Annotated in this window: 15 protein-coding genes; 11 read left to right on the forward strand and 4 right to left on the reverse strand. The window is 61.0% G+C overall.

Annotated elements, in window-relative coordinates:
* Positions 1–188 precede the first annotated feature (188 nt).
* On the reverse strand, positions 189–1,682 hold the full coding sequence (locus tag CAF79_RS25810; RefSeq protein WP_085700927.1) for a CoA-acylating methylmalonate-semialdehyde dehydrogenase: 1,494 nt from the start codon (positions 1,680–1,682) through the stop codon (positions 189–191).
* 77 nt (positions 1,683–1,759) lie between these two features.
* Positions 1,760–3,109 carry an aspartate aminotransferase family protein gene (locus CAF79_RS25815; protein ID WP_085700928.1) on the reverse strand — a complete coding sequence of 450 codons (1,350 nt, stop codon included), beginning with the start codon at positions 3,107–3,109 and terminating at the stop codon, positions 1,760–1,762.
* A 139-nt stretch (positions 3,110–3,248) separates the two neighbouring features.
* Here CAF79_RS25815 and CAF79_RS25820 point away from each other — a divergent pair, with 139 nt between their 5' ends.
* The 6 genes from CAF79_RS25820 to CAF79_RS25845 all read left to right on the forward strand — a co-directional run bounded on the left by CAF79_RS25820 (position 3,249) and on the right by CAF79_RS25845 (position 9,637).
* Positions 3,249–4,169: a LysR family transcriptional regulator gene (locus CAF79_RS25820; RefSeq protein WP_085690635.1), complete on the forward strand. Its 921-nt coding sequence runs from the start codon at positions 3,249–3,251 to the stop codon at positions 4,167–4,169.
* 95 nt (positions 4,170–4,264) lie between these two features.
* Complete coding sequence (locus CAF79_RS25825; RefSeq protein ID WP_085700929.1) at positions 4,265–4,915, forward strand: TetR/AcrR family transcriptional regulator; 651 nt, start codon at positions 4,265–4,267, stop codon at positions 4,913–4,915.
* An 8-nt stretch (positions 4,916–4,923) separates the two neighbouring features.
* Positions 4,924–5,505: a YigZ family protein gene (locus CAF79_RS25830; RefSeq protein WP_085700930.1), complete on the forward strand. Its 582-nt coding sequence runs from the start codon at positions 4,924–4,926 to the stop codon at positions 5,503–5,505.
* A 536-nt stretch (positions 5,506–6,041) separates the two neighbouring features.
* Positions 6,042–7,592, forward strand: coding sequence for an ABC transporter ATP-binding protein (locus tag CAF79_RS25835; protein WP_085700931.1), 1,551 nt, complete (start codon positions 6,042–6,044; stop codon positions 7,590–7,592).
* A 12-nt stretch (positions 7,593–7,604) separates the two neighbouring features.
* Positions 7,605–8,711 (forward strand): ABC transporter permease, encoded by a 1,107-nt coding sequence (locus tag CAF79_RS25840; protein ID WP_085700932.1) that lies wholly within the window; start codon positions 7,605–7,607, stop codon positions 8,709–8,711.
* Positions 8,711–9,637, forward strand: coding sequence for an ABC transporter permease (locus CAF79_RS25845; RefSeq protein WP_085609257.1), 927 nt, complete (start codon positions 8,711–8,713; stop codon positions 9,635–9,637). Before CAF79_RS25840 ends, CAF79_RS25845 begins: the two co-directional genes overlap by 1 nt.
* Here the strand turns inward: CAF79_RS25845 and CAF79_RS25850 are convergent.
* Positions 9,634–10,050 carry a hypothetical protein gene (locus tag CAF79_RS25850; protein ID WP_085700933.1) on the reverse strand — a complete coding sequence of 139 codons (417 nt, stop codon included), beginning with the start codon at positions 10,048–10,050 and terminating at the stop codon, positions 9,634–9,636. The two genes, CAF79_RS25845 and CAF79_RS25850, sit on opposite strands and share 4 nt — an antisense overlap.
* Before the next feature lie 83 nt (positions 10,051–10,133).
* On the opposite strand from CAF79_RS25850, the gene CAF79_RS25855 reads away from it, so the two are divergent.
* From CAF79_RS25855 to CAF79_RS25865, 3 genes are all read left to right on the forward strand, one after another.
* The gene (locus CAF79_RS25855) at positions 10,134–10,484 is read left to right on the forward strand and encodes a MerR family transcriptional regulator (protein WP_085700934.1); all 351 of its coding nucleotides are present in this window, start codon (positions 10,134–10,136) and stop codon (positions 10,482–10,484) included.
* Between the two features lie 36 nt (positions 10,485–10,520).
* Positions 10,521–11,207: an SDR family oxidoreductase gene (locus CAF79_RS25860; RefSeq protein WP_085701019.1), complete on the forward strand. Its 687-nt coding sequence runs from the start codon at positions 10,521–10,523 to the stop codon at positions 11,205–11,207.
* 183 nt (positions 11,208–11,390) lie between these two features.
* Positions 11,391–12,749: an 8-oxoguanine deaminase gene (locus CAF79_RS25865; protein WP_085700935.1), complete on the forward strand. Its 1,359-nt coding sequence runs from the start codon at positions 11,391–11,393 to the stop codon at positions 12,747–12,749.
* A gap of 138 nt (positions 12,750–12,887) precedes the next feature.
* Here the strand turns inward: CAF79_RS25865 and CAF79_RS25875 are convergent, their stop codons facing one another.
* Positions 12,888–13,979 (reverse strand): calcium:proton antiporter, encoded by a 1,092-nt coding sequence (locus CAF79_RS25875; RefSeq protein ID WP_085700937.1) that lies wholly within the window; start codon positions 13,977–13,979, stop codon positions 12,888–12,890.
* A gap of 287 nt (positions 13,980–14,266) precedes the next feature.
* On the opposite strand from CAF79_RS25875, the gene CAF79_RS25885 reads away from it, so the two are divergent.
* Together CAF79_RS25885 and CAF79_RS25890 are read left to right on the forward strand one after the other, a co-directional pair.
* The gene (locus CAF79_RS25885; RefSeq protein ID WP_085700939.1) at positions 14,267–15,340 is read left to right on the forward strand and encodes a BMP family ABC transporter substrate-binding protein; all 1,074 of its coding nucleotides are present in this window, start codon (positions 14,267–14,269) and stop codon (positions 15,338–15,340) included.
* A 72-nt stretch (positions 15,341–15,412) separates the two neighbouring features.
* Positions 15,413–16,378: an isopenicillin N synthase family oxygenase gene (locus CAF79_RS25890; RefSeq protein WP_085700940.1), complete on the forward strand. Its 966-nt coding sequence runs from the start codon at positions 15,413–15,415 to the stop codon at positions 16,376–16,378.
* Positions 16,379–16,420 lie beyond the last annotated feature (42 nt).

A 16,420-nucleotide genomic window follows, 5' to 3' on the forward strand; every position in this document is an offset into this window, starting at 1 on the left:
GAAACTTACTTAACTCATTGAATATCAAGGAGTTTTCCGTTTCGACTGCGCCGGAAGTGGGGCGAATTATAGAGACTCAGAATCTGCCGTCAACACTTATTTTCACAAATCTGTCATATCGGTCAAAAAAGCCCCGAAACGCGAAGGCCGACCTTAATAGGTCGGCCTTCTTTGCACTGCTCTTCTACTTACAAGCTAGGGAAAGCGAATTGCGAAGCTTCATGGCTCGCACGCTGCGGCCAGCGCTGGGTGATCGCCTTGCGACGGGTATAGAAGCGCACGCCATCCGGACCATAAGCATGCAGGTCGCCGAACAGCGAACGCTTCCAGCCGCCAAAGCTGTGGTAAGCCACCGGCACCGGCAATGGAACGTTGACGCCGACCATGCCGACTTCGATCTCGTCGCAGAATAGACGCGCTGCTTCACCATCACGAGTGAAGATGCAAGTACCGTTGCCGTATTCATGATCGTTGATCAGTTGCATCGCCTCTTCCAGGCTGTTCACCCGGACGACACACAGAACCGGCCCGAAGATCTCTTCTTTATAGATGCGCATCTCAGGAGTGACATTGTCGAACAGGCAGCCACCCAGGAAGAAACCTTCTTCATGACCGACAACGCTCAGACCACGACCATCGACTACCAGGGTCGCGCCCGCCGCCACGCCATCTTCGACGTAACCGCTGACCTTGTCGCGTGCCTGACCGGTAACCAGCGGCCCCATGTCCAGACCGCAAGAAGTGCCGGCACCGATTTTCAGCGCCTTGATCTGTGGAACCAGTTTGGCCACCAGTGCGTCCGCCACCTGATCGCCCACACACACGGCTACAGAAATCGCCATGCAGCGCTCGCCGCAAGAACCGTAAGCCGCGCCCATCAGGGCGCTGACCGCGTTGTCCAGATCCGCATCCGGCATCAACACCGCATGGTTCTTCGCGCCACCCAGCGCCTGTACGCGCTTGCCGCGCTTGGTGCCTTCGGCATAGATGTATTCGGCAATCGGCGTCGAACCCACAAAACTCAGCGCTTTGACTTCCGGCGCTTCGATCAGCGCGTCCACCGCAGTCTTGTCACCATGCACGACACTCAGCACACCCTTCGGCAAACCGGCTTCCAGCAGCAGTTGCGCGATCAGCAGGGTCGAGCTTGGATCACGCTCGGATGGCTTGAGGATGAAGCAGTTGCCGCAGACGATCGCCAGCGGATACATCCACAGCGGCACCATGGCCGGGAAGTTGAACGGGGTGATGCCGGCCACTACGCCCAGCGGCTGGAAATCGGACCAGGCATCGATGTTCGGGCCGACGTTGCGGCTGTACTCGCCCTTGAGGATTTCCGGCGCTGCGCAGGCGAACTCGACGTTCTCGATACCACGCTTCAGTTCACCGGCCGCGTCTTCCAGAGTCTTGCCGTGTTCTTCGCTGATCAGTTGCGCAATGCGTGCTTCGTTCTGCTCCAGCAGTTGCTTGAAGCGGAACATCACCTGAGCACGTTTGGCCGGTGGCGTGTTGCGCCAGGCCGGGAATGCAGCCTTGGCGGCATCGATGGCGTGCTGGATGGTTTCGCGGCTGGCCAGCGGCAGCTTGTGGATTGCCTGACCGGTGGACGGGTTGAATACATCGACCGCGCGACCGTTCTCGGTCACCAGTTCGCCATTGATCAAATGCGGGATAACGCTCATCGGGGAACTCCTGAATTCTTGTGCGCAGACGCCCGCAAGAGGCGCCTGCCATTGGCGTAGCTTTATAGAAGGAAAAATCAGTCGAGCTTGTTCAGCACTTCGCCGACCGCGTCGAACAGACGATCAAGGTCTTGCGGCTTGCTGTTGAAAGTTGGGCCGAACTGCAGCGTGTCGCCGCCGAAGCGCACATAGAACCCGGCTTTCCACAACGCCATACCGGCTTCGAACGGACGCACGATGGCGTCGCCGTCACGACCCGCGATCTGGATCGCACCGGCCAGACCAAAGTTACGAATGTCGATGACGTTCTTCGCGCCTTTCAGACCATGCAGGGCGTTTTCGAAATGCGGTGCGATTTCGGCCACGCTCTGCACCAGGTTTTCCTTTTGCAGCAGGTCGAGTGCCGCCAGGCCCGCAGCGCAAGCCACCGGGTGCGCCGAGTAGGTGTAGCCGTGCGGGAATTCCACGGCGTATTCCGGGGTCGGCTGGTTCATGAAAGTCTGGTAGATCTCGGAGCTGGCAATCACCGCGCCCATCGGGATCGCGCCGTTGGTGACTTGCTTGGCGATGCACATCAGGTCCGGCGTCACACCGAAAGTCGTTGCACCGAACATGGTGCCGGTACGGCCGAAACCGGTGATCACTTCGTCGAACACCAGCAGGATGTTGTGCTGATCGCAAATTTCACGCAGACGCTTGAGGTAGCCCTGTGGCGGAACCAGTACGCCAGCGGAACCGGCCATAGGCTCGACGAACACCGCTGCGATGTTCGACGCATCGTGCAGTTCGATCAGCTTCAGCAGTTCATCGGCCAACGCGATACCGCCCTGCTCCGGCATGCCACGGGAGAACGCATTGCTCGCCAGCAAGGTGTGCGGCAGGTGATCGACATCCATCATTGCCTGACCGAACAGTTTGCGGTTGCCGTTGACGCCGCCGAGGCTGGTGCCGGCGATGTTCACGCCGTGATAGCCACGGGCACGGCCGATCATCTTGGTTTTGGTCGACTGGCCTTTCAGGCGCCAGTAGGCACGGACCATTTTCACCGCGGTATCGGCGCACTCGGAACCGGAGTCGGTGAAGAACACGTGATTCAGGTTGCCCGGCGTCAGGTCGGTGATTTTTTCCGCCAACTGGAACGACAGCGGGTGGCCGTACTGGAAGCCCGGCGAGTAATCGAGAGTGCCCAACTGCTTGGCCACCGCTTCCTGGATTTCCTTGCGGGTATGTCCTGCACCGCAGGTCCACAGACCGGACAGCGAGTCGTACACCTTGCGGCCCTTGTCGTCGATCAGCCAGCTGCCTTCAGCGCCGACGATCAAACGCGGGTCGCGCTGGAAGTTGCGGTTGGCGGTGTACGGCATCCAGTGCGCGTCCAGCTTCAGTTGGCTGGCCAGTGGCGACGACGCGTTTTCAGGCATGTTCATCGGGCAAAACCTCGCAGGGCAATAAGCTTCAGAGAGATAAAAAGCGTTGTTGCAGCTAAATTGCCACGCGGATAAAGTCGGTGAAATTCAACTCTTCTAACCTTCAGTTAGAACTCTGCTAAACAATGAGAACAACAGCATGAGCAGCCGCCGCCCCGATCCACTGGCCCAGGTCAGTGACTTCGACATTCGTCTGCTGCGGATTTTTCGCAGCGTGGTGGAGTGCGGCGGCTTCTCGGCGGCGGAAACCGTGCTCGGCATCGGTCGCTCGGCGATCAGCCAGCAGATGAGCGATCTGGAGCAGCGTCTCGGACTGCGTCTGTGCCAACGCGGGCGCGCGGGTTTCTCGCTGACCGAGGAGGGTCGCGAGGTCTATCAATCGGCGCTGCAGCTTTTAAGTGCGCTGGAAAGTTTCCGCACCGAGGTCAACGGCCTGCACCAGCATTTGCGCGGCGAATTGATCATCGGCCTGACCGACAACCTCGTCACCCTGCCCCACATGCGCATCACCCACGCGCTCGCGCAGTTGAAAGAGCGCGGGCCGGACGTGCAGATCCAGATTCGCATGATCGCCCCCAACGAAGTCGAGCAAGGCGTGCTCGACGGACGCCTGCATGTCGGCGTGGTGCCGCAGGCCAGTGCGTTGTCGGGACTGGAATATCAGCCGCTGTACAGCGAACGTTCACTTCTCTACTGCGCAGTGGGTCATCCGCTGTTTTATGTCGACGATAAACAGCTGGATGACAAGCGCCTCAACAGTCAGGACGCCATTGCCCCGACCTTCCGTTTGCCGGCGGAGATCCAGGCGCACTATCAGGCCCTCAATTGCACCGCCAGCGCTTCCGACCGTGAAGGCATGGCGTTCCTGATTCTGACCGGGCGCTACATCGGCTACCTGCCGGATCACTACGCCAGCCTCTGGGTGCAACAAGGTCGCTTGCGCGCGCTCAAGGCCAGTACGCGGTTCTACGACTTGAGCCTGGCCTCGGTCACCCGCAAGGGCCGTCGCCCGCATCTGGTACTGGAAAGCTTTCTCGAAAGCCTGGCCGCCACCCGCTGATGACCGGGGTTTTATTCGACCGGGGCTTGTCCCGCGCCGACGGTTGCGCTATCAACGCAACTGGTTGCACCCCACAGACAAACCCGGAAGTGCCTATGACCTTTGAAGTCCCCGCTCACGGCGGCAAGCCCGCCAGCCGCATTCGTCAGAAGAACGAAGAGACCATCATCAAAGCCGCCGAAGACGAGTTTGCCCGTCACGGGTACAAAGGCACGAGCATGAACACCATCGCCACCAAGGCCGGGCTGCCCAAGGCGAACCTGCATTACTACTTCACCAACAAGTTGGGTCTGTACGTGGCCGTGCTGAGCAACATCCTTCAATTGTGGGACAGCACCTTCAACACCCTGACAGCCGAAGACGATCCGGCCGAAGCGCTGACCCGCTACATCCGCGCGAAAATGGAATTTTCCCGGCGCCAGCCGCAAGCGTCGCGAATCTTTGCGATGGAAGTGATCAGCGGCGGCGAATGCCTGACCGAATACTTCAACCAGGATTACCGCGCCTGGTTCCAGGGCCGCGCCAGTGTATTTCAGGCCTGGATCGACGCGGGCAAAATGGACCCGGTCGACCCGGTGCACCTGATCTTCCTGTTGTGGGGCAGCACCCAGCATTACGCCGACTTCGCCACCCAGATCTGCCGGGTGACCGGTCGCAGCAAGTTGACCAAGCAAGACATGGAAGACGCCGGCAACAATCTGATCCGCATCATCCTCAAAGGCTGCGGCCTCACTTCTTCCATATAAGTCGTTTTATGCCATTCACCCTCAGCGGCTTCTGCGAATTTCGCGAAGAGATTCGCAAAAGCCGTTTCATCACCTTCGCCGCGCCGATCGCAAGCCCCACTGAGGCGCAAGCCTTCATCGAGCAACACAGCGACTTGAATGCCTCGCACAATTGCTGGGCGTGGAAACTTGGCGATCAGTACCGCAGCAACGACGACGGCGAACCCGGTGGCACAGCAGGTCGACCGATTCTCGCGGCCATCGAAGCGCAGGACTGCGATCAGGTCGCGGTGCTGGTGATCCGCTGGTACGGCGGCATTCAACTGGGCACCGGCGGTCTGGCCCGGGCCTATGGCGGCGGCGCCAACAAATGCCTGCAAGCAGCGCCGAAGATCGAATTGATCAGTCGTGTGCCCGTGCGTTGCGCCTGCGCCTTTGGCGAACTGGCGCTGGTGAAGCTGCGGGTTGCGGATCTGGGCGGATTGGTGGTGGAAGAAAACTTCACCGCCAATGGTGTCGAGTTGCAACTGGCCGTGGGCGAAGCGCACATTGAGCTGCTGCAGAAACAGTTGGCCGATCTGAGCCGTGGACGAATCCTGCTGCAGCGTTGAGCCCTCGTCCTGTTTTGGGGCACAAGCCGTTTGCTTATGCCCGTGACTTGCCCACATCCGCTGTGCACCCGGCTGTGGATAACCTGAGCACAGGCTGCTGTAACCCTTCTGTCACGTGGCTTTGCGGGATTTGCTCACTTTTCGTCCAAACGGCTGACCCGGCGAACAATTTCACGTAAAAACAATCGCTTAGCGTTGTTTATCGCCTTTAGAAGAAAGCCCGGCAGTGCTTATGCCCGGGATTCTGTCTTGCGCACAAATACTGTGGAGCAACCTGTGGATAAGCCGTTCATGGCTGGCGCAGTCGCCGGTTCTGTATGGCTTGGACGGGGTTGCTCGTTTTTTGATCAGCCAGGCGCGGGCAAAACTGGAGCCTGATCAACGGCTTTGCCCTCATGTGGTGCCGCACAAGACGTCGAACTTACTTCACAGGCTCTGCGCCAAAGGCTGGCAAACAGCGGCCGCCCGCGTTCCTGACTCAATGGCCAGGAAATTGCTTTATCCACAGGCACAACTCCAAGCAACCCGAGCCTGTCATGCCAAATCCCACGTCCCCACCGCGCCTGCAACTGCGCCACATCAGCAAGCGTTATCCCGGTTGCCTCGCCAATGACGCCATCGACCTGAGCATCGCCCCCGGTGAAATCCACGCGCTGCTCGGTGAAAACGGTGCCGGTAAAAGTACGTTGATGAAAATCATCTACGGCGTCACCCACGCCGATTCGGGGGAGATGCTGTGGCAGGGTCAACCGGTGACCATGCGCAACCCCGCTCAGGCGCGGCAGTTGGGGATCGGCATGGTGTTTCAGCATTTCTCGCTGTTCGAGACTCTGAGCGTTGCGCAAAACATCGCACTGGCGATGGGTCCGGCGGCCGGTTCGCCGAAACAGCTTGAAGCGAAAATCCGTGAAGTGTCGCGCCGATACGGCATGGCGCTGGAGCCCCAGCGACTTGTCCACAGCCTGTCAATCGGCGAGCGGCAACGGGTCGAGATCGTTCGTTGCCTGATGCAAGACATTCGCCTGTTGATTCTCGATGAACCGACCTCGGTGCTCACGCCGCAGGAAGCCGACGAGTTGTTCATCACCCTGCGCCGGCTGGCGGCCGAGGGCTGCAGCATTCTGTTCATCAGCCACAAACTCGGTGAGGTGCGCGCCTTGTGCCACAGCGCCACGGTGCTGCGTAGCGGGCGGGTTGCCGGGCATTGCGTGCCGGCCGATTGCAGCGATCGGCAACTGGCGCAATTGATGGTGGGCGACGCCGCGACATTGATCGGCGAGTTCACGAAAGCCACCGGCGGCGCGGCGTTTTTGCAGGTCAGCGGATTGAACTGGCACAACCCGGATCCGTTTGGCTGTTCACTGAGCGACATCGACCTGCAGGTGCGCAGCGGTGAAATCGTCGGCATCGCTGGCGTGGCAGGCAATGGTCAGGACGAGTTACTGGCCTTGCTCAGCGGCGAACAGACATTGCCCAACAACGCAGCGTCAACCATCCGCTTCCGAGAACACGCTGTCGCCGATCTGCGCCCGGATGCGCGACGCAAACTCGGTCTGGCGTTCGTCCCCGCCGAGCGCCTCGGGCATGGCGCGGTGCCGGACATGAGCCTGGCGGACAACGCCCTGCTTACCGCCTTCCAACAAGGCCTGGTCAGCCACGGCTTGATCGAGCGCGGCAAGGTCGAAGCCCTCGCCGAAACGATCATCCAGCGCTTCGGCGTGAAAACCCCGGGCACCCAAACCGCTGCCCGCAGCCTGTCCGGCGGCAATCTGCAGAAATTCATCCTTGGCCGGGAAATCCTCCAGCAACCGAAACTGCTGATCGCCGCGCATCCGACCTGGGGCGTGGATGTCGGCGCGGCGGCCACCATCCACCGCGCTCTGATTGCCCTGCGCGATGCCGGGGCGGCGATTCTGGTGATTTCCGAAGACCTCGACGAACTGTTCCAGATCAGCGATCGCCTCGGCGCGCTGTGCGGCGGGCGTCTGTCGGCGTTGCAGGACACCGCGCTGACCCGCCTCAGCGACGTCGGCGGCTGGATGGCCGGCCAATTCGACACCCCTAAATCACAACCGGCCACGGTTTAACGGAGTTTTCCCATGTTGCTTTCCCTTGAACCCCGAGGCCGGCAATCGCGCCTGATGCTGTGGTGCTCGCCAGTGCTGGCGGCGGCGCTGACGCTGGTCTGCGGGTCGTTGCTGTTCGTCGCCCTTGGCCATGATCCACTGAAGACTCTGCACACGTTGCTGATCGCTCCGGTCAGTGACCTGTATGGCGTTTCCGAACTCTTGGTCAAAACCCTGCCGATCCTGTTGTGCGCACTCGGCCTCGCAGTGGCCTATCAGGCGCGGATCTGGAACATCGGCGCCGAAGGCCAGTTGCTGCTCGGCGCTCTGGCCGGCAGTGCGCTGGCGGTGAACATCATTGATATGCAAAGCCACTGGGCGCTGGTGCTGATCCTGCTCACCGGCACCCTCGCCGGCGCCGCGTGGGCCGGGCTCACCGCCTGGTTGCGCACTCGCTTCAACGCCAACGAAATCCTTACCAGCATCATGCTCAATTACATCGCGCTGAACCTGTTGCTGTTCTGCGTGCACGGGCCGCTGAAAGACCCGGCCGGGTTCAATTTTCCCGAGTCGGCAATGTTCAGCGACGCCAGCCGCCTGCCGCTGTTGATGGAGGACGGTCGCGCACATATCGGCGTGTATTTCGCCTTGCTCGCGCTGGTCACGGTGTGGGTGTTGCTGCAGAAAAGTTTCGTCGGTTTCCAGATCAAGGTGTTGGGGCTGGACAAGCGTGCTGCAGGATTTGTCGGGTTTCGCGAGAAACGTCTGATCTGGCTCGCACTGCTGATCAGTGGCGGGTTGGCGGGGCTTGCCGGTGTCTGCGAAGTCACCGGACCGATCGGCCAACTGGTGCCGCAGGTCTCGCCAGGTTACGGCTATGCAGCGATCACTGTGGCGTTTCTCGGCAGGCTGAATCCGATCGGGATTCTGTTTTCCAGCCTGTTGATGGCGCTGCTGTACATCGGTGGCGAGAGCGCGCAGATGACGTTGAATCTGCCACAGGCGATCACCCAGCTGTTCCAGGGAATGATGCTGTTTTTCCTGCTGGCCTGTGACGTGCTGATCCTCTATCGGCCACGCCTGAACCTGCGCTGGGTGCGGCGCACTTCTACCACCGCCGTAACTGCCGGAGCGTTGTGATGGATATCGATCTGTTGAGCAATATTTTCTACGCCATGGTGCGCTGCGGTACGCCACTGCTGCTGGTGGCATTGGGCGAATTGATCTGCGAGAAGAGCGGCGTACTCAACCTTGGTCAGGAAGGCATGATGCTGTTTGGCGCGGTGATCGGTTTCATCGTCGCGTTCAACAGCGGCAACCTCTGGTTGGGCGTTGTGTTGGCGATGCTTGCCGGGATGTTGCTGTCGTCGCTGTTTGCCCTGGTGGCGCTGGTGTTCAACGCCAATCAGGTGGCGACCGGGCTGGCACTGACAATTTTTGGCGTGGGTCTGTCGACCTTTGTCGGCGCAGCGTGGGTCGGCAAACCGCTGGCCGGTTTCGAGCCGCTGGCCATTCCTTACTTGAGCGAAATCCCGCTGATCGGCCGCATGCTGTTTGCCCAGGATCTGCTGGTGTACCTGTCGTTCGCGCTGTTTGCGCTGGTAGCCTGGGTGATCGTGAAGAGCCGTGTCGGGCTGATCATTCAAGCGGTCGGCGAGAATCCCGACGCAGCGAGTGCCATGGGTTTGCCGGTACTGACCGTGCGTACCCTGGCCGTATTGTTCGGCGGGGCGATGGCCGGACTGGCCGGGGCTTATCTGTCGCTGGCGTACACGCCGATGTGGGCCGAGAACATGACCGCCGGACGCGGCTGGATTGCGCTGGCGCTGGTGGTGTTCGCCAGTTGGCGGGTGTGGCGACTGTTGCTCGGCGCGTATCTGTTCGGACTCGCCAGCATCCTGCACCTGGTGGCGCAGGGGTTGGGGCTGGCGATTCCTTCGAGTTTGCTGGCGATGCTGCCGTATGTCGCGACCATTCTGGTGCTGGTGTTGTTGTCGCGGGATGCAGTGCGTACGCGGCTGTATGCGCCGGTGTCACTGGGGCAGCCGTGGCAGGCCGGGCATTAAACCGTGACGGCTCGCGACAGCGGCCGAACCGGCAACGCCTGAGCGATGCCCCACGCCAGTTCGAGCACCAGGAAACCCACCACCAAAGAACTGGCGCCGTGGGCCAGGGCATACGTCATCCACGCGGCGAACAGAAACCGGGCCACCGCGTCATAGCGCCCATAAACCGGCTGCGGATCACGAATCCGCAGCACCGCCCACAAGCACACTACCGAACCAAACAGATTGGCTATCAGCAGATGCGCCGGTTCGAACGGCGGCAGCTCGCCGGGCAGCTCCAGCGCCTGACTCAGTGCCGTCAGCAACCCATGCAACACAGCAAAACTCCACGGTGTGACAAACGCCGCCGTCACGATCAAGTCATACCAGGCGCTGCCGCGCACCAACTGCCGATACTGCGTTGAAGTCCACATCATCCTTGCTCCGAAAATTCAGGGAGCAACCACGGTAAAGCCTGGAGTATGCTCCAGGGTCAAACACTTTCGAGACCTGCAAGATGCGCATCGGTGAGTTGGCCCAGGCCTGCGATGTCAGCCGTGACACGCTGCGTTTTTATGAGGAGCGCGGATTGATCGCGGCGCAACGCAGCGCCAACGGTTATCGCGACTATCCGCCGGAGATGGTGCAATTGGTGCTCTACATCAAAACGGCACAGCGTCTGGGCTTTACCCTCGGCGAGATCGGCAGCAGCGTTGGCGCGTTGTGGCAATCGCCAAATCCCGACACCACCGTCACGCAACTGCTGCAAGACAAACTCAAGCTGGTCGAAACCCGCATCGCCGAGCTCGGCGAGCTGCGCCACGAATTGCAGCATCGGCTCGGTCAACGCTGTCCATTGAACCCGTGATCTTTCAACTTTCGAGGAAAGCCCATCATGTCCGCATTGAATTCTGCCAAGCACGCACTGATCATCGGCGCCTCCCGGGGCCTGGGCCTGGGACTGGTGAAAACCCTGCTGGCCGACGGCTGGCAAGTCACCGCCACGGTTCGCAATCCTTCCAACGCCGAGGCGCTCAAAGCACTGGGTAACGTACAGATCGAAAAACTCGACATGGATGACCAGCAAGCGGTAATCGCCCTGAGCCAGAAGCTCAAGGGCGAGACCTTCGACCTGTTGTTCGTCAACGCCGGGGTCAAGGGGCCTGAAGTCCAGACGCCGGGCGGCGCGACGCTGGCCGAAGTCGGTCAGCTGTTCTTCACCAACGCCGTGGCGCCGATCAATCTGGCCCAGCGCTTCGTCGGGCAGATTCGCGACGGCAGCGGCGTGCTGGCGTTCATGAGTTCGGTGCTGGGCAGCGTGACCATGCCCGACGCGCCGGAACTGGCGCTGTACAAGGCCAGCAAGGCGGCGCTGAACTCGATGACCAACAGCTTCGTCACTCAGTTGGGCGAGCAGAAACTCACGGTGTTGTCGCTGCATCCGGGCTGGGTGAAGACCGACATGGGCGGCGAAGGCGCCGACATCGACGTGGAGACCAGCACCCGTGGCCTGGTGGATCAAGTGGGCGCGTTTGCCGGCAAGGGCGGCCATCACTTCGTGAACTACAAGGGTGAAACCATTCCCTGGTAACCGCTGGACCCTGTGGGGGTTTGCTCCCACAGGGTTATCCCGGTGTCTGGTCGGATCGGGCTTGCCCGTCGCAACATTTTGTTCGAAACTCCGCACCTCGTCCTTCGCGGCGACCCTGGATCAGCAGACAGGGCAACACTGAGCTGGCAACCCTGAACCCAACTTTCAGAGGAGCCGGCCACAATGCCTGCGACCCGTATCTGGTTAAAAAATCCCCTCGCCATTTTCACGGCCAACGGTCTCGATGCCCGTGGCGGCCTGGTGCTGCAAGACGGTGTGATCACCGAAGTGCTCGGCGCTGGCCAGCAACCCTCCGCCCCCTGCAATGAAGTGTTCGACGCCCGTGAACACGTGATCCTGCCGGGCCTGATCAACACCCACCACCACTTCTATCAGACCCTCACCCGCGCCTGGGCGCCGGTGGTCAATCAGCCGTTGTTCCCGTGGCTGAAAACCCTCTACCCGGTGTGGGCGCGCCTGACGCCTGAAAAACTCGCCCTCGCCACCAAAGTCGCGCTGGCCGAGTTGCTGTTGTCGGGTTGCACCACCGCTGCCGACCACCATTACCTGTTCCCGGATGGCCTGGAAAACGCCATCGACGTGCAAGTCGAAACCGTGCGCGAACTGGGCATGCGCGCCATGCTCACCCGTGGCTCGATGAGCCTCGGCGAGAAGGACGGCGGCCTGCCGCCGCAGCAGACCGTGCAGGAAGGCCAGGTGATTCTGAACGACAGTCAGCGGCTGATTCACGAGTACCACGAACGTGGCGACGGTGCGCAAATCCAGATCGCTCTGGCGCCGTGCTCGCCGTTTTCGGTGACCCCGGAAATCATGTCCGCCAGCGCCGAACTGGCGAACAAGCTTGATGTACGCCTGCACACTCACCTCGCCGAAACCCTCGACGAAGAAGATTTCTGCCTGCAACGCTTCGGCCTGCGCACCGTGGATTATCTGGACAGCGTCGGCTGGCTAGGCCCGCGCACCTGGCTGGCCCACGGCATCCATTTCAACCCCGACGAAATCGCCCGTCTCGGCGCGGCCGGCACCGGTATCTGCCACTGCCCGAGCTCGAACATGCGCCTGGCGTCCGGCATTTGCCCGAGCATCGAACTGACCGATGCCGGCGCGTTGTTCGGTATCGGTGTGGATGGTTCGGCATCCAACGATGCGTCGAACATGATCCTCGAAGCACGTCAGGCGCTGTACATCCAGCGCCTGCGTTATGGCGCCGAGAAGATCACCCCGGAACGTGTGCTGGGCTGGGCGACCAAGGGTTCGGCGAGCCTGCTGGGCCGCACCGATATCGGTGAACTGGCGGTGGGCAAGCAGGCGGATCTGGCGTTGTTCAAGCTGGATGAACTGCGCTTCTCCGGCAGCCATGACCCGATCTCGGCGCTGCTGTTGTGCGGCGCGGATCGTGCGGATCGGGTGATGGTCGGCGGCAAGTGGCGTGTGGTTGACGGGCAGGTTGAAGGCCTGGATCTCAAAGGCCTGATTGCCGATCACAGCCAGGCGGCCCGGCAGTTGATCGCCGGCACCTGATCTCCCCCCCTCTGATCGTTCCCACGCTCCGCGTGGGAATGCATACCGGGACGCTCTGCGTCCCAGCGTAGGACGCGGAGCGTCCTTTGCGGCATTCCCACGCAGAGCGTGGGAACGATCTGTCGGTGCTGGTCGCTCTCAGAGGCCCAGCAGCGACAACATGATGAACGTCGCAAACAGCACAAAGTGGGTCATGCCTTCGATGGCATTGGTCTCACCGTCATTAAGGTTGATCGCGCTGACGATCAGCGTGATGAAGATCATCACCGTCTGCACCGGCGTCATCGCCATCTGAAACGGCTGCCCCGTGTAAAGCGCCATTGCTTCCATCACCGGCACCGTCAGGATCACCGTCGACAACGAAGCCCCCATCGCGATGTTGACAACCGACTGCATACGGTTGGCCAACGCTGCGCGCAATGCGGTCAGAATCTCCGGCGCTGCCGAAATCGCCGCCACCAGAATCGCCGTGATCACCGGCGGTGCGCCCGTCCCTTCCAGGCCCAGATCGAGGGTCTTGGACATCACTTCCGCCAGTGCGCCAATCACCACCACACCGAACACCAGAATGCCTATCGACAGCGCCAGGCTGACCGGTTTCGGCTCCTGCTCCACCGGCTCTTTCTTGCGGCGTTTGTCCGGGTAGCTGTAGCTGAAAAAGTAGCTGTGCGGCCCGACCTGCATGCGCAGGAACAACGCATAAAGCAACACCATCGCGCCGATGGTGAACGCCGAATAGAGTTTCCAGTTGGCCTTGGGAATGAACTCCGGCACCACCATCGACACGCCCATGGCGGTGAGGATCATCACGCTGTAACTGCGGGCCGAATCATCGTTGTAGGACTGCTCGCCATGCTTGATCCCGCCCATCAGCGCGGCGAGACCGAGGATGCCGTTGATGTCGAGCATCACCGCCGAATAGATCGTGTCGCGCACCAGGGTCGGCGAGGCTTCGTTGCTCATCATGATCGCCAGGATCACCACTTCCACCAGCACGGCGGCGAGCGTCAGGATCATCGTGCCGTACGGGTCGCCGACTTTTTCCGCGAGCAGTTCAGCCTGATGGGCGACGCGCATCGAGGCGGCGACGATGAACGCGATCAGCACCAGCCCGGCCGTCAGGGCAACGATCTGGCCGCTGTGCAGCAACCAGTGCTCCAGCGGATAGGCAACACAGGCGGCGATGACGGCCAACAGCAGAAAGCTTTCTTGCTTGAGGATGGTGAACATGACGGGCCTTTTTTGCCGAAGAGTGCGAATGAGCTACTGACTGCGGGGCGGCGCTAACGTTTCGTTACACCTTAGCGCACCAGTGGATGGCGTCCCTGTACGGCCATGCACTTTTTTCGGCCCGGCCGGCCTCATCGCGAGCAAGCTCGCTCCCACCGGGATCGCGGTTTTTTGTGGGAGCGGGCTCGCCCGCAAAGGCTTCGCCGCGATTTCGAATCGATTTGTTGTCCGCTTGGTCAGCCTTTTGCATTGCCCTCCCCACACACAAAAAAAGGGAGTTCGCGTTCATGCAAAAACGTCCACTGCAAACACTGCTGTGCATCGCCATGGGCCTTGGCCTCAGCCTGAGCGCCAGTGCCGCCGATCCACTGAAAGTCGGCTTCGTCTACATCGGCCCCATCGGCGACCACGGCTGGACGTATCAGCATGAGCAGGGGCGCAAGGCGCTGGCGGAAAAACTCGGCTCGCAGATCACCACCAACTATGTGGAAAACGTCGCCGAAGGCGCCGATGCCGAGCGGGTGATCCGCAACATGGCCAAGGACAATTACGACCTGATCTTCACCACCTCTTTCGGCTACATGAACCCGACGGTGAAAGTGGCCAAACAGTTTCCCAAGGTGACCTTCGAACACGCCACCGGCTACAAGCAGGACAAAAACCTCGGCACCTACCTCGCTCGTACCTACGAGGGCCGTTATGTCGGCGGTTTCCTGGCCGCGAAAATGACCAAGACCAAAAAGATCGGCTACGTAGCCTCGTTCCCGATCCCGGAAGTGATCCGCGACATCAACGCCATCCAGCTGGCCCTGAACAAATACAACCCCGGCACGGAGATCAAAGTGGTGTGGGTCAACTCCTGGTTCGATCCGGGCAAAGAGGCTGACGCCGCCAACGCGCTGATCGATCAGGGCGTGGACGTGGTGTTCCAGCACACCGACAGTCCGGCGCCGATCCAGGCCGCCGAACGGCGCGGTGTGTATGCCGTGGGCTACGCTTCGGACATGGCGCACTTCGGGCCGAAAGCGGTGCTGACCTCGATCGTCAACGACTGGGCGCCGCACTACATTCAGGCGACCCAGAGCGTGATCGACCACACCTGGAAATCCCAGGACTACTGGGGCGGGTTGAAGGAAGGCACGGTCGAACTGCCGATCAGCGATCTGGTGCCGGCACCGGTAAAGGCCGAAGCCGAGCAGATCATCGCCGACATCAAGAGCGGCGCCCTGCAACCGTTCACCGGGCCGATCAAGGATCAGGCCGGCGTCGAGAAAATCCCGGCGGGCGTGAGCGCGACCAACGCCGAACTGGCGTCGATGAATTACTACGTCGAAGGCATGAAGGCCGAGATGCCGAAGTAACCAACCTGACGCCGACCTGACCCTGATCGTTCCCACGCTCTGCGTCGGAACGATCAATAAAGAGCATTCGAAATGAACCAACTCCCGATCATCGATATCTCGCCGCTTTACTCCAACGACCAGAACGCCTGGCCCGCCGTCGCCGAACGGATCGACCACGCCTGCCGCGAATGGGGCTTTTTCTATATCAAGGGTCATCCGATTTCTGCGCAGCGCATCGAATCCCTGCTTGATTACGCGCAGCGCTTCTTTGCGCAACCGGCAGAAGAAAAACTCAAGATCGACATCACCCGGACCGTCCATCATCGCGGCTACGGCGCCATCGCCACCGAACAACTCGACCCGGACAAACCCAGCGACCTCAAGGAAACCTTCGACATGGGCCTGCACCTGCCGGCCGATCATCCCGAGGTGCTGGCGGAAAAACCCTTGCGCGGCCCCAACCGTCATCCAGCGATGCCCGGCTGGGAAGCGCTGATGGAGCAGCACTACCTCGACATGCAGGCACTCGCGCAAACCCTGTTGCGGGCCATGACTCTGGCGCTGGGCATCGAGCGCGACTTCTTCGACACTCGCTTCAATGAACCGGTCAGCGTGCTGCGAATGATCCACTACCCGCCGCGCCACACCGCCAGTTCCGCCGAGCAGCAAGGTGCCGGCGCGCACACCGATTACGGCTGCATCACGCTGCTGTATCAGGACGCGGCCGGCGGCTTGCAGGTGAAAAACGTCAAAGGCCAGTGGATCGACGCACCGCCCATCGACGGCACCTTCATGGTCAATCTCGGCGACATGATGGCGCGCTGGAGCAATGACCGTTATCGCTCGACCCCGCACCGGGTCATCAGCCCGCTCGGCGTGGATCGCTACTCGATGCCGTTCTTCGCCGAGCCGCATCCGGATACCCGCATCGAGTGCCTGCCCGGTTGCCAGGACGCACAGCATCCGGCGAAATATCCGACCACCACCTGCGCCGAGTTCCTGCTGTCGCGCTTCGCCGATACCTACGCCTATCGACGGGAGCAGGAAGCGGTGTGATGGATCGGTTGGTCAGGTTTTGCCAATTGTTTCGGCGCGCAT

Source organism: Pseudomonas sp. B26(2017), assembly GCF_002113045.1.
Lineage (GTDB): Bacteria > Pseudomonadota > Gammaproteobacteria > Pseudomonadales > Pseudomonadaceae > Aquipseudomonas.

Coding starts and splice junctions, on each gene's coding strand:
- CAF79_RS25810 (WP_085700927.1), bottom strand. CDS start 1,682: ATGAGCGTTATCCCGCATTTGATCAATGGCGAACTGGTGACCGAGAAC.
- CAF79_RS25815 (WP_085700928.1), bottom strand. CDS start 3,109: ATGAACATGCCTGAAAACGCGTCGTCGCCACTGGCCAGCCAACTGAAG.
- CAF79_RS25820 (WP_085690635.1), top strand. CDS start 3,249: ATGAGCAGCCGCCGCCCCGATCCACTGGCCCAGGTCAGTGACTTCGAC.
- CAF79_RS25825 (WP_085700929.1), top strand. CDS start 4,265: ATGACCTTTGAAGTCCCCGCTCACGGCGGCAAGCCCGCCAGCCGCATT.
- CAF79_RS25830 (WP_085700930.1), top strand. CDS start 4,924: ATGCCATTCACCCTCAGCGGCTTCTGCGAATTTCGCGAAGAGATTCGC.
- CAF79_RS25835 (WP_085700931.1), top strand. CDS start 6,042: ATGCCAAATCCCACGTCCCCACCGCGCCTGCAACTGCGCCACATCAGC.
- CAF79_RS25840 (WP_085700932.1), top strand. CDS start 7,605: ATGTTGCTTTCCCTTGAACCCCGAGGCCGGCAATCGCGCCTGATGCTG.
- CAF79_RS25845 (WP_085609257.1), top strand. CDS start 8,711: ATGGATATCGATCTGTTGAGCAATATTTTCTACGCCATGGTGCGCTGC.
- CAF79_RS25850 (WP_085700933.1), bottom strand. CDS start 10,050: ATGTGGACTTCAACGCAGTATCGGCAGTTGGTGCGCGGCAGCGCCTGG.
- CAF79_RS25855 (WP_085700934.1), top strand. CDS start 10,134: ATGCGCATCGGTGAGTTGGCCCAGGCCTGCGATGTCAGCCGTGACACG.
- CAF79_RS25865 (WP_085700935.1), top strand. CDS start 11,391: ATGCCTGCGACCCGTATCTGGTTAAAAAATCCCCTCGCCATTTTCACG.
- CAF79_RS25875 (WP_085700937.1), bottom strand. CDS start 13,979: ATGTTCACCATCCTCAAGCAAGAAAGCTTTCTGCTGTTGGCCGTCATC.
- CAF79_RS25885 (WP_085700939.1), top strand. CDS start 14,267: ATGCAAAAACGTCCACTGCAAACACTGCTGTGCATCGCCATGGGCCTT.
- CAF79_RS25890 (WP_085700940.1), top strand. CDS start 15,413: ATGAACCAACTCCCGATCATCGATATCTCGCCGCTTTACTCCAACGAC.